The sequence below is a fragment of the Micromonospora solifontis genome (genome assembly GCF_003725545.1).
In the GTDB taxonomy this organism is placed as follows: domain Bacteria; phylum Actinomycetota; class Actinomycetes; order Mycobacteriales; family Micromonosporaceae; genus Micromonospora; species Micromonospora solifontis.
Genome location: NZ_RJLN01000033.1, coordinates 1 through 13,076, shown reverse-complemented (window position 1 = coordinate 13,076; position 13,076 = coordinate 1). Strand labels below are relative to the sequence as shown.

Below are 13,076 nucleotides of genomic sequence, written 5' to 3'. Positions count from 1 at the left end.
ACGGGGGAAACGATGTTCGAGCGGCTGGGCAGATTCGTCGTACGCAGAGCGTGGTGGGTGATCGCCGGCTGGCTGCTCGCCGCCGCCGCCATCGTCCTCACCACACCGTCGCTGAGCGACATCACCTCCGCCGACCAGGAGAGCTTCCTGCCCCGCTCCTACGAATCGGTGCAGGCCACCGAGCTGGGCAAGAAGGCGTTCCCGCAGCAGGCCACCGCGACGGCCACCATCGTGGTCAAACGCGCCGACGGGCAGCCGCTCACCCCGGCCGACGAGGCGAAGGTCGGCCAGCTCGCCCAGGCGCTCAAGGCGAAAAACATCCCGCACACCTCCGGCTACCTGACCGGCCCGCCGGCCGTCGCGCCGGATAAGTCGGTGCAGGTGGTCACCGTCGGCCTCGACGCGCCGACCCCGGACGACCCGGCGCTGCTGGATGCCGTACGTGATCTGCGGTCGGGCATCGGCCCGCAGCTCGCTGGCAGCGGCCTGACCGCCGGGGTGGCCGGCGACGTGGCCAGCTTCGTCGACAACGAGGACACCTTCAACAAGGCCTTCTCCGTGGTCGGCGTCGCCACCATCATCCTGATCATCGGACTGATCCTGATCATCTTCCGCAGCCCGATCGCCGCGCTGCTGCCCGTCGTGACGATCAGCCTGGTCATGACCGTCACCACCGGCCTCGTCGCCGCCGCCGGCAAGGCCTTCGACCTGAATGTCAGCCAGGACCTGCAGACGATCCTGCTGATCGTGCTGTTCGGCATCGGCACCGACTACATCCTGTTCCTGCTCTTCCGCTACCGGGAACGGCTGCGCGCCGGCGACGACAAGCGCACCGCCATGATCGTCTCCGTGCAGCGGGTCGGCGAGGTCATCACCTCCGCCGCCGGCGCCGTCATCGTCGCGTTCCTGGTGCTGCTGCTGGCGTCCCTCGGCTTCTTCGGCTCGCTGGGCCCGGCGCTCGCCATCGCCGTCGGGGTCATGCTGGTCACGTCGCTCACCCTCATCCCGGCGGTGGTCTCACTGCTCGGCCGGTACGTCTTCTGGCCGTCCAAGGCCTGGCAGCGCGCCCCCAAGGCGACCATGTCCCACCGCCTCGGCACCGCCATCGGCCGCCGCCCCGCGCTCGTCGCCGCCGCATCCGGCGCCCTGCTCGTCGCGCTCGCCGCCGGCGTGCTCGGGTACCAGGCCGACTACGACTTCAGCGCCGGCTTCCCGCAGGACACCGAGTCGGCCAAGGCCGCCAAGGACCTGCAACGCGGCTTCGCCGCCGGGGCGCTCGCCCCCACCGAGGTCTACCTGACCACCGGCAACGGGACGCCGCTCACCGAGCAGCAGATCACCGACTTCGCCGCCGCCGCGGCCAAGGCCCCGGGCGTCGGCCGGACCCAGCCGCCGGAGCGCGGCACCGACCCCAGCGTGGCCCGGGTCAACCTGCTGCTGAACGAGAACCCGGTCTCCAACGAGGCCATCACCCTGGTCCGCGAGGACCTGCGCGACAACCTGCACCGGGCCGCCCCACCGGGCACCCGCGCCCTGGTCGGCGGACCCACCGCGATCTTCGCCGACATCAACTCGGCCAACAACCGCGACCTGTCGGTCATCCTGCCGGTGGCGGCCGGCCTGATCGCGCTCATCCTCGCGCTGCTGCTGCGCAGCCTCGTCGCGCCGATCTACCTGGTCATCGCGGTGCTGCTCAACTTCGCCGCCACCCTGGGCGCCACCGTCTACCTGTTCCAAGGCTTGCAGGGCAAACCCGGCGTCACCTTCCAGCTGCCGATCATCCTCTATTTGTTCGTGGTGGCGATCGGCACCGACTACAACATCCTGATGATCGCCCGACTCCGCGAGGAGGCACGGGAGGGCAACGAGCCGCACCAGGCCGCCGCCATCGGCGTGGAGCACGCCGGGCCGACGGTCGCGGCGGCCGGGCTGATCCTGGCCGGGACGTTCGGGGTGCTGATGCTCGCGCCGATCTCGTTCCTGCAGCAGATGGGCTTCGCGGTGGCGATCGGCATCGTGCTGTCGGCGTTCGTGATGTCGATGTTCTTCGTGCCGGCGTTGACCGCGCTGATCGGGCACACGGCCTGGTGGCCGGGGCACGGGGATGAGCGGCGAGTCAACGGGCGGGAGGTGCCGCCGGAGCCGGTGGGCGTACCGGGGGAGTAAAGCGGGGAACTTCCCACCATCGATCTTGACGGATGGTGAGACGGCGATCACGCTTTGGATAGCTGCGCTGGTCGAGGTGGCCCACCAGGCAACCTCGACCGCGCGGCCTTCTGGATCGCCTCGCCGGAAGGACTCTCATGAGGAGTACGCCAAGATCCAACCGACCGCGCCGATTCCTCGCCCTGCTCGCCCTACCCCTGGCGCTCGCCGTCAGCGCCCCCGGCCTCGCCAACCCGACCACCGACAGCGCGACAACCCCCGACCGGTCGTCGACCGGCGCACAGAACGGCGTCGGCCTGATGCGCATCGTCGTCGCCGACAAGTCCGGCATCGACCGCCTCCACCACCTCGGCGTCGACCTCGCCGAGTACGTCAAACCCGTCGACAACGGCATCGAGGTGCACGCCATCCTCAGCCCGCAGGAGAGCCAGGCGCTACGCGACCAGGGCTTCGACGTGCAGGACGCCGTCTCCGACCAGAGCGACTACGCACAGAACATGGCCGAGCGGGCCGCCGCCATCCGCGCCGCGACCGCCGCCACGGCCAGCACCGACACCCTGACCGTGCTGCGGGCCGAATGGTTCACCAGCCTCGACAACCAGCTCTTCCTCAACATCGAGGTGAAATCCAGCGCCGGCACCGACGCCACGACGGTGCTCACGGCCAGCTGGGACAGCGGGCCCGGCACCGCGATGGGCTCCGGCGGCACCGCCACCCTGTCCCGGTTCACCGACGCCGGCCAGTACATGTACCACCGGTTCAGCAACCCCGTCCCCATCACCGCCGCCCCCGCCAAGGTCACCATCACCAGCAACCAGGGCGGCACGGTCACCGTCGACGTCGCCAAGTGGCTGGGCAGCCCGCGCAAGGCCCCCGGCAAACACCCGTACGTGTCCGACTTCGTCGACCACTACATGGACCCGACCGAGGTCACCGCCCGGTTCACCAGCCTGGCCGCCGAGTTCCCCACCCTGACCGAGCTGATCGACCTGCCGTACAAGACCAACGGCTACCGGCGCAAGGCGCAGGCCCAGTTCGGCACCGCCGTGCCCAGCACCCTCTACGTCACCTCCACGGCGTACGGCTCCGACGGCGGCAACGACCTCACCATGTCGCTGGTCAACCCGGGCACGGCCAACGCCCCGCTGACGGTCAGCGTCTCCGGCACGGCCGTCACGGTCAGCCTGGCCACCGACGGCTCCGGCGCCATCACCAGCACCGCCGCGCAGGTCGTCGCCGCGATCAACGGCAACACCGACGCGGCCCGGCTGCTCACCGCCAGCACGTACCGGGGCAACGCCGGCACCGGCACGGTGGCCGCGGCCCCGGTGACCCCGCTGACCGACAACCTGAAGGCACCGGCCAGCGTGTCCCGCGAACCCTTCCAGATGAAGGTGCTGCGGATCGGCAAGCACCGCGACGGCTCGAAGGTCGGCGTCTTCCTCTACTGCCAGGAACACGCCCGGGAATGGGTCACCCCGCTGGTCTGCGTGGAGTCCGCCGAGCGGCTGCTGCGCAACTACGCGCAGGACCCCAACACCCGCAAACTCGTCAACGACCTGGACATCTTCATCCTGCCCGTCGTCAACCCGGACGGCGCGCACTACAGCATGTACGACTACAACATGCAGCGGCGGAACATGACCAACCACTGCCCGGCGTCCAACGCCGACCCGGGCCGCCGCAACTCCTGGGGCGTGGACGTCAACCGGAACTTCTCCGTCGGATCCGTCTTCGACGGCTACGTCGGCGCGACGGCGACGAGCTGCACCAGCGACGTGTACGCCGGCCCGGCGGAGCTGTCCGAGCCGGAGGCACGCAACGAGGTTTGGCTGGTCGACCACTACCCGAACATCAAGCTGTCGATGAACACCCACTCCTACGGCGGATACTTCATGTGGCCGCCCGGGGCGTACAAGGCCGACGGGCGGGAGGTGCTGCCGCGGGTGGACCAGGGCACCGAGGCGTACTTCTGGACCTCGTCGGACTACATCCTCTCCCGCGTCCAGGAATACCGGGGCACGGCGATCTGGCCGGGCCGTACCGGGCCGGTGACCGACGTGCTCTACTCGGCGGCCGGCAACAGCGCCGACGAGCACTGGTACAACCGGGGCATCATCGGCTGGGACTTCGAAGTCGGCGCCGACATCTACAACCCGACGACCGGGCGGTTCAGCGCCGTCGGGTTCCAGCCGCCGTTCGCCGAAGGGCACGAGGAGGCGATGGAGTTCGCCAACGGCAACATCGGCATCCTCGAGGTGGCCCGGGCGTACGCGACGGACAAGAGCCAGCCTCGGAGCAGCCTGAAGGTCGTCAAGCAGGAGGCGGGGGCGACGTCGTTCACGTTCAGCACGAGTGAGCCGGCGAACGTGTACTACACGGTTGATGGGAGCCGGCCGACGTATGACTCGCCGAAGTTGGCGCTGGCGGGGATGCGGGAGGGAGTGCAGAGCATCACGGTGAACAGCGACACGACCGTGAACTGGTTCTCGGTGGACATCGCCGGCAACGTGGAGAGCAACTACAAGCCGGACGGCGATGGCTCGAACTACAACAAGCAGAGGGTGACGGTTCAATAGGCCAGCCCGTTGCTTGAACGTTGGGGCCGCCGGCCATGGTCGGCGGCCACTGGCCTGTGGGAGCCAGCCCGAGGATCAGCGAGTGGGGAACTCCAAACCGGCGAGCCTGGCGGAGACGCCGGCCCAGGTGACCTGCGCGTGTTCCGCCATCCACTCCGTGAGCTGCTTCTCGCCCTCCCGGCCGAATGTCAGTCGCTTACCGCTACCGACCCGCCGCAGATCAATCCCGAGATCCTTGGCGAGCAGTGAGCCGAGCGTGAGGCGGAGGGTCGACCCGGCCGCGTTGCCTCGGTAGTGATAGCGGATTCGGCTGCGGATCGTCTGCCGGCTCGGTGGCCGTCCGTTGCTGGGCGGTGCCTTCGGGGAAATGCCGACGTACAGCAGCACTGCCCCGTGCTGCTCGTGGCATCCACCGACCGGCACCAGGGGCGGCGGCGAGGTGAAGTACCAGGCGTAAACCCCGGGAGCCGCCGGTATTGGGCACTCCCGCCCGCGTATCTGCTCTGCGCGATACAGCCGGGCGGGGTTGAGCAACGCTTCCTCTGGGCTCATTGGTGCTCCTACGCGGCGATCGCTCGGGCGGCCGAGTACATGTCGGCGGGCAGCGGGTGGGCCAACTCCCAGATGATCCGCATGGGCCGCTCCCCGCTGTGCTCCCGATACCTCATCGGGCCGGCGTACAGGTAGGCCGGCACGCCCATGTTCCCCTCGGCAACCTTGGTCTCGCGCACGAACAGGTGCACCGTTGACCCCTGCTTCTCGTGGTGGATATACCGCTGTCCGGTGGCCGATGCCGAGGTCGTGGTGCTTTGCGACTCCCATTGGAACAGGGTCTCGGTGATAGCCCGATCGGCGTACATGGTCGTGGGGGAGTAGTGCTGCTCGGACTTCACCAGTGTCACGAAGAAGATGTCGGCTTGCTCGTCCGGCAGCCACTTGACGCCTTCTCGGAGCGACCCGGGGTTCGGCATTCCGAACGCCGCACACGCCTCGTTGCGGCTGTACCGGGCGTGTACTCGCAGCGGAATTTGACCTAGCCCGACCGGCTTGGTGACTCTATGGATCCGCTCCCGCAGCACGTCCGCGACCTGGCGCAGCTCGGCACAACGCGCCGGCTCTGCCCAGAGCTGCGCTAGCCGCTCCTCCCGCTGCGATGGCGGCACATTCGGTCCCCACAGGCTGAAGTGCAGCATGTCCAGCAGCCGCCCCTGGTGCACTGGTCCACCGGCCGCCACATGCTCCCACAGGGCCAGTCGGTCCAGGTCGTCGGTGTGCAGCATCCGCCCGATCGCTCGCGCCAACTCTCGATCAGCCGGACCCGGGGACGTGGTCTCCACCCCGGCGAGCCGTCGCAGGCCGGTCCATCCGCCGAGCGTCGCCGACCGGTACACGTCCTCAATCTCCAGGCCGGTGTCCCGCAGGAACTCCGCCAAGGAGAGGTCACCGAGCTGCCGCAACTCGGTGACCATGCTGTTTCTCGACGACGGAACCGCCCGCTCCAGGTTGCGGAGCACAACCTCCTTGGCCACGCGGTCCAGTTCGATGTGGCAACCGCTGGGCAGCATCGGAAAATCCTGCTCAACCGCGTCGTGCACTTCTCGGCGGCTGACCCCGGTCAGCGCCCGCCATCGCAGGTCGAACCGGAAGTTGGCGTGCTGCGCGCCGATGAAGTCGAGCACCGTTAGGCACGGCTTGTCGTCGTCCAGGCGCAGACCACGACCGAGCTGCTGAAGGAAGATCGTGGCGCTTTCGGTGGGTCGCAGCAGAAAGATCGTGTCGACCATCGGCAGGTCGATGCCCTCGTTGAAGAGGTCGACGGTGAACAGCACGCGCAGCTTGCCGGCCTTGAAGTCGCGAAGCAGTTCGTGCTGCGCTGGCCGGTCGACCTCCGAGGTCACCGCCGCCGACGGCACACCGTGACGGGTGAACCAATCCGCCATAAACACGGCGTGCCCGATGCTCACGCAGAACCCCAGCGCCCGCATCCGCCTCACGTCAACGAGGTCCTGGGCGGCACGCAGCACCAGCCGCGCCCGTGCCTCGTTACCGGTGTAGACGTTCTCCAACTCGCCCCGGTCGTAGCCCTGCCCTCGCTTCCACGTGACGTGCGACAGGTCCACGTCATCGTGCAGCCCGAAGTAGTGAAACGGCGCGAGCAGTTGCCGGTCGAGCGCCTCCCGGAGGTGCAGCTCCACGGCCGCATGCCCGTCGAACCACCGTCGCACGTCCCGGCCGTCGGCGCGGTCGGGCGTGGCGGTCAGCCCGAGCAGTACGCGTGGCCGCAGCCGCGCCAGGAGTTGGGCATACGTCCTTGCCTCGGCGTGGTGGAACTCGTCCACGATCACCATGTCGAAGGCTTCGGGGTCGATCTCCTGTCGATGCAGTGACTGAATCGATGCAAACACGTGCTGCCACTGCTTGGGCCTATCCCCGGCTACCAGCCGCTCGCCGAAGCTCCCGTCGCCCATCACCTGGCGGAACGTCGACCGGCTCTGTCGCAGGATCTGCTCCTGATGCGCGACGAACAGCAGCGAGTCGACCTTCCCCGCCTTGTTTAGCCGTCGATAATCCAGCGCCGCGACCACCGTCTTGCCCGTGCCGGTCGCCATGACCACCAGATTCCGCCAGCGGCCGTGTACCTCGCGCTCCGCCGTGAGGTCGTCCAGGATCTCCCGCTGATACCCGTACGGCCGGACCTCAACGTTCGCGATTTCCGTGATGCTGTCGTCGTGGGTCCGCTCGCCCCGCAGCGCGTGTCCGAGTCGCTCGCTATCTCTCGCCGGGTCGTACGCCTCGAACGCCGGGTCGTTCCAGTAGTCCTCGAACGTCGCGGTGAAGGTGTCGATGACGTGCGGTTGCTCGACGTTTGAGATCCGCACGTTCCATTCCAGGCCGTCTACCAGAGCGGACTTCGAGAGGTTGGAGGAGCCGACGTAGGCAGTGGTCATGCCGTTGTTGCGGCGGAACAGCCACGCCTTGGCGTGCAGGCGGGTGGTCCTGGTCTCGTACGAGACCTTGATGTCGGCACCCAGCTCGGCGAGGCGGTCCAGGGCTCGCTGGTCGGTGGCGCCCAGGTAGGTGGTGGTTATGACGCGGAGGCGGCCGCCACGGGCGGCCAGCTCGCTAACGGCGGGCTCGATGAGGCGTAGGCCGTGCCACTTAATGAAGGCGCAGAGAAGGTCGACGGAGTCGGCCGACTCCATCTCGTAGGCGACCTCGTGGCCGATACGCGGCTGGTGCCGGCCGTTGACAAGCAGGGTCCCAGAACTCAGGGACGTGGTTGGGCGTCCCGGGAAGGCTGGTGAGGTAGGCGGAACGGTTGGGGCTGCGATGGCGTAGAGCAAGCGTTCTGCGTCAGCGATCTGGTCGTCGGCGTTAACCACATGTTGCATGTGCTCAGTGATGTTGCCGATGATGCGGTTTGCTAGCGCGATCTGGCGAGCTAGCTTGTCGTCGCCACCACTCACAGCAAGTAATGCACGGCGAGTGACCGCGGCGATGTGCCGGGCAAGCACCGCAGGAGCCTCGGCCGGATCCAACCTAGCCTGTTGAACTAGGGCAGGGTCGGAATGCCGGATTCGGTCGTTGAGCTGTCGAGTAATGAGATGCTCGTAGATTCCCGGCTCAAGCCCCGTCACTCTCACACCCTATCGGGCAAGGGCCGACCTCCTGGTTCCGCGACTGCCCCCGTTGGCTACTGTCGGCTCCATGACAGGTCGTCTTCCGGGCTCTTCTCTTGATGGAGCCTGCCGCACCGCACTAGGAGCCAGCACATCTGCTCTCGATTGATCTCGGAAAAGGTGCCCTGAGCTGCGAACTTCTCCAGTCGGGCGAGGATCTGCGCCAAGCAACATCGACCCGTGTAGCTCCTTGGCAGCGTAGAGGTGCCAGGCGGAAGCAGGCTGAACGGTTGAGTTCCGGGGGTGCCGCACGTCGGACTCCTACCGGTAATGTCACCAGCACACCTTGTGGGGAGGTGAGGCGCGATGCTTCCTGAACTAGAGGGACGGCCGGGTGCCGATCGGGGAGACAGGGCCTGGGTAGCGCGGCCCGATCAGGTTCAGAAGCACGATCGAGGAGCCATCGCAAGTGTGCCATCGGTAGCTGTGGATGCGGGCTACTTGCCTGCCGCCGAAGTTCGGGAGAGGCGTCGTGCCGGTGGCTTCGCGTCCTGTCCTCGGCCATCAGCCGCAGAAGAGTGCACCTCGGTTGGCTGCTACTGGAGTGGTAATGCCAATTTCTGACTACATTTTGAGAAGTTTTCGCCTGAACGATCCTACCGATCGCGGCCCTGTCATCGATGCAGTTAGGGCCGCTGGATTCTCAATCGAGAACATTCAGGAAGACATGAGGCATCCCCAGAAGTGGGGCCTAATTCTCAAACCAAACCGGCGGCTTTCCGAGCTGTTTAGGCTGGATCGAGAAGTTCTTCTTTGGTGCTCCACGTACCCACGGTTCCAGGCGCGTGATATTGATGACATGAAGGTCGTCTTAAGTCGCATGGGAGTGCGGCTAAGTCGAAGCTTTGCGATCCTCGTGTCACGCTATGATCCACATACACGAAGTCGAGTCGAAGCAGAATCCTCTCTCGATACTACGATCGTTCATTGCTCGTTTGATGAGCTGAGCGCGAAGCGGCCTGGTGACGAGCCGGCTCTACAACGGATCCTACTCGATCGCTTGTATGTGCGAGACCTGTACGATCTGCCTTCGGCTGCCATAAAGGCCGCCGACTTCTTCGGTCGGCGTGACACAATCGATGACATAGCTGATGAGCTCATTACGGGACAATCTCAGGTTGGGGTATTCGGGCTTAGGAAGATCGGAAAGACTAGTCTGACAAATCGAGTCACCGAATCTGTTGCGCAGAGTGGGAGATGTATAGTCGCAAAGATTGATCTGCAATGGACGACTTCGATAGATCCCCGTCCCGAATATACTTTGTGGGCGCTGGGTGAAGCACTCTATGCGTCCGGCCGCGTAGCGCGAAGCACCAAGGGGTTGAAGCTCTTTGGTCAGTACGCAACAGCCACTGACGCGATATCGGCAGGACTGTCGGTCTGGGAGGCTTTCGCGCACGATCTGACCGCCATAATCCATGCCAGTAGCCGAAGAGTCGTAATCGCAGTAGATGAAATTGAGAGGCTTTTTGAACTACCTGACAAGAGCTCGTTCGTTCGACTTTGGCGGGTTTTAAGGGGGTTAGATCAGCAGTTTCCAGGAAGACTAAAATATCTCATTTCTGGAACGAGTCCGGAGTGCGCCGAGTCGGCAACCATTTCTGGACTGGATAATCCTTTGTATCGCTATCTTTCAATTCGCTATTTGGGGCCTCTTGATCCGCGAGACGCTCAAGACCTATTAGTCAATCTCGGTTCTCCGATCGGTCTTCGGTGGACAAACGAGGGACTTTCATACGCGCTAGAGCAAACGGGTGGGCATCCGGCCTTACTAAGAACGCTCGGAAGCCTCGTTCACTCGAGTCTGCTCCCGCGTCATGAAGCTGTGGACGTTGTTCGTAACCATGCCGTACTCGCGGCGAGGTCTATGGTTTCAGCTCATAGCGCCGTACTTGCACAAGTAACGGCTTCCCTTGAGGATCAGTATCCAGACGAATTCGTGATGCTCAAAATGCTGGCCGAAGGGCAAGTGTACAACTTCCGAATGCTAGCCTCGGAATACGTCGATGAGATGTCGCATCTCATCGGTTATGGCCTGCTGCCGGACGGCGACCGAAGTGAGGCGTTGTCCATCGGATTGCTGCAGTCGTACCTCCAGGCTCGACAGGACAGACCACAGGAAGGGCCAGGAACTCCCGTTCTCAGGGTGGGTGACCATGTCGGTGGGCGCGTAATCGTCGCTCGGATTAGGTCCGGTGGTTTCGCTGATGTTCTGGTCGCTCAGGATGAAAAGGGAGAAAAGGTTGCGGTCAAGGCTTTCCGTGCCGCTCGCCTGAGTGCCCTGGAGCGCGAGGTTGAATATCTTCAATCACTTAGTCATCCCGGCATTGTGCGCTTCATTGAGGCCACGCAGGCGCCGGGGGGTGTTCCTTGCATCGTAATGGAGTATCTCGAGGGCAGCACGCTCGCTGATATGTGCAATGCGACGCTGTCACCGGACACGGCGTCCTTCTTGTCCATCGCTAGCCGCCTGTTGGATGCTCTCTCGTACATGCATCCTTCGGCGTCCGGAGCGGCGGCGCTGATGGAGAATTCTGAGCTTACGCCGGGAGGTTTCGAGGACTGGGAGCGACTGCGTTACGGCGTGGTCCACCGCGATATTAAACCAGAGAATATAATCATCGCTGATCGGGGCCCGGTTTTGATCGATTTTAACATATCGGTGAGAGCGGCGGACCCAGTTCAGACAATATCCTCAACCCCAGGCTACCTTCCGCCTGACTTCAATGGCATCTCTTGGACGCCGGATGTCGACATCTTTCAGCTGGGGGTCACTCTGGCGCAGCTTGCGGCGGGCGCCCGCTTCGATGGCGAAAACCTTAAGGATCTATTGACGCTGGCCGGCGGCCGGCACGGAGATGTGGTTGGTTCTTGGCTTAGGACGCTGGTAGCAGACTCGGATCGGCCGACTGCATCCGACGCTAAGGTCGGATTGCCGAGGACTGGCAACTGAGGCCGCCCGTGCTATCCATGATCCAGGCTTCAAAAAGTGTCAACAACGCCGGCATATCTTTGGTTGTTGGGGCTAGATCGGGATGTTGCGGCCGGCTAGCCATCGGTGAGGGTGATCGCGGATTTCGGCTGGACTAGCCAAAGTCAATTGACTGGAGGGGGATGTCTCCCACGTTTCGAACGCACGTGCTCTTCTAGGCGTTCAGGCGAGACAGTACGGTCTGGTTGACTCGCTCGCCGGTCAGCGAAGTCGCGATGACGCCTGCGTCCCGAAGCTGCTGCAGGTGTAGTCGGTATCTGGGATGAGCGGCAAGTTGAGTCTTGACATTAGGAAATGCGTATACCGGGACGCCATTGCCAAGAGCCTCGTTTAGGACGCCGAGCGCGAGCGTGTCGTTTATGCCCAGAGCCCACTTGTTGATCATGTTGAAGGTCGCCGGCACCACAGCAACGACATCCGCCGGTGGATGCGGCTCGGGCTCGCCCGGCATCCGCCACTCCACGCGCACCGGATACCCCGTCAGCCGCGCCAACGCCTCACGATCGATCCATGTCGCCGCAGTCGGCGTAGCGGTCACACAGACGGTCCACGCGTCCTCCTGCAGCAGCTCGATTAGCTCACCGATCCGCAGCGCCGGAGGAGCGGCACAGACGACTAGTGCCAGCACTCCACGCCTCGTCACGCCAGCAGCCCAGCACGCTCCGCCAACGGCCGCAGCCCCGGCGTCGCCGCTCGGCGCTCCTTGGCCAGCAGGTCAAGCAGCAGCGCCCTCGCCTGCACGTTGGCGTAGACCATTTCGGCACCGACCCGCTCGGCTTCAAGAAGGTGAAGCACCGCAACCGACCTGTCGCTGGACGACGTCAGCGCCGCTGCCGCCAGGTCGACGTGCACCTGGGCCCGTCGACCGACCAGCACCGCCGGCAGCCGCGACGTGTCGAGCCGCGCCCCGATCTCCAGCGCCTGATCCGCGTTGCCGGCTCGAACCGCAGCGGAGACCGCATGGATGACGACATTCGTCGGACCAAACCCGGTCCACAGCCGGTTGCGATCTGAGCCGAGCACCGCCGCCAGGTCTGCGGCCGTCGCAAGGAACTGGCCCGCTTCCCTGGACCTGCCCTGTCCAGCGGCCATCACGGCAGCCAGCAATACCAAGGCTCCCTGCGCAGACAGCAGGTCGGGGTCATCAACGGTACCGAGGCGGTCAACGCTGGTGAGCACGATCTGTTCGGCGTCGCCCGCTCTCCCGGGCAGCCGCATAAGCCCGCATGCCGCCTGATAGGCAGCCACGGCTGCCAAGGCCTGGTCGTCCGCCAACCGGGCGGCGGTGGAAGCCCGATCGGCGGTCAACAGGGCGGTGTCACCATCACCCACCTTGGTGGCCAGCTTCGACGCGGCGATGTAAGCGGCGGCGAGCAGCCGGAAGGCCCTGCCGCGATGCAGCCCGCCGGCATCGCCCGTCAGGGCTGTTGCTTGGCTGAGCACCTCCGGCAGCAGGCGAGCGACCGATGTGTAGCTCGCCCGCTGGTAAAGGTTATGCACCCGGCCAACGGCTCGCCGTACTTCGACAAACGATGGAGTCGGCCCGTCGGGCGTCGTCAGGTAGCTGTTAAGAAAGGCGCGGAGGCCGCTCAGTAGTTCCGGCCGAGCGGCACCGGAAGCGGGACTGTGCGCGTCATCTCCCATGGCCTGCCCTCGATG

The 13,076-nt window shown here is 65.2% G+C and carries 7 protein-coding genes; 3 read left to right on the top strand and 4 right to left on the bottom strand.

Features of this window, described 5'->3' with window-relative positions; genetic code table 11:
- Positions 1-12 precede the first annotated feature (12 nt).
- Both EFE23_RS13755 and EFE23_RS29290 read left to right on the top strand, forming a co-directional pair.
- Positions 13-2,166, top strand: coding sequence for an MMPL family transporter (locus EFE23_RS13755; RefSeq protein ID WP_123241313.1), 2,154 nt, complete (start codon positions 13-15; stop codon positions 2,164-2,166).
- A 137-nt stretch (positions 2,167-2,303) separates the two neighbouring features.
- On the top strand, positions 2,304-4,745 hold the full coding sequence (locus EFE23_RS29290; protein WP_123241312.1) for a M14 family zinc carboxypeptidase: 2,442 nt from the start codon (positions 2,304-2,306) through the stop codon (positions 4,743-4,745).
- A gap of 75 nt (positions 4,746-4,820) precedes the next feature.
- Here the strand turns inward: EFE23_RS29290 and EFE23_RS13745 are convergent, their stop codons facing one another.
- Positions 4,821-5,297 (bottom strand): GIY-YIG nuclease family protein, encoded by a 477-nt coding sequence (locus EFE23_RS13745; protein WP_148058451.1) that lies wholly within the window; start codon positions 5,295-5,297, stop codon positions 4,821-4,823.
- A gap of 8 nt (positions 5,298-5,305) precedes the next feature.
- Positions 5,306-8,383, bottom strand: coding sequence for a DEAD/DEAH box helicase (locus tag EFE23_RS13740; protein WP_123241310.1), 3,078 nt, complete (start codon positions 8,381-8,383; stop codon positions 5,306-5,308).
- A 520-nt stretch (positions 8,384-8,903) separates the two neighbouring features.
- Between EFE23_RS13740 and EFE23_RS13735 the strand changes: the two genes are divergently transcribed.
- On the top strand, positions 8,904-11,378 hold the full coding sequence (locus EFE23_RS13735) for a protein kinase domain-containing protein (RefSeq protein ID WP_158675859.1): 2,475 nt from the start codon (positions 8,904-8,906) through the stop codon (positions 11,376-11,378).
- 193 nt (positions 11,379-11,571) lie between these two features.
- On the opposite strand, the gene EFE23_RS13730 is transcribed toward EFE23_RS13735, so the two are convergent.
- Both EFE23_RS13730 and EFE23_RS13725 read right to left on the bottom strand, forming a co-directional pair.
- Positions 11,572-12,045 carry a flavoprotein gene (locus EFE23_RS13730; protein WP_233600974.1) on the bottom strand — a complete coding sequence of 158 codons (474 nt, stop codon included), beginning with the start codon at positions 12,043-12,045 and terminating at the stop codon, positions 11,572-11,574.
- 11 nt (positions 12,046-12,056) lie between these two features.
- Positions 12,057-13,076, bottom strand: a 1,020-nt coding sequence (locus EFE23_RS13725; RefSeq protein WP_204335132.1) for a hypothetical protein, incomplete at its 5' end; no start/stop codon positions are given.

Bases quoted from the DNA above. Each gene is read 5' to 3' on its own strand.
- EFE23_RS13755 (WP_123241313.1), top strand. From the start codon at position 13: ATGTTCGAGCGGCTGGGCAGATTCGTCGTACGCAGAGCGTGGTGGGTG.
- EFE23_RS29290 (WP_123241312.1), top strand. From the start codon at position 2,304: ATGAGGAGTACGCCAAGATCCAACCGACCGCGCCGATTCCTCGCCCTG.
- EFE23_RS13745 (WP_148058451.1), bottom strand. From the start codon at position 5,297: ATGAGCCCAGAGGAAGCGTTGCTCAACCCCGCCCGGCTGTATCGCGCA.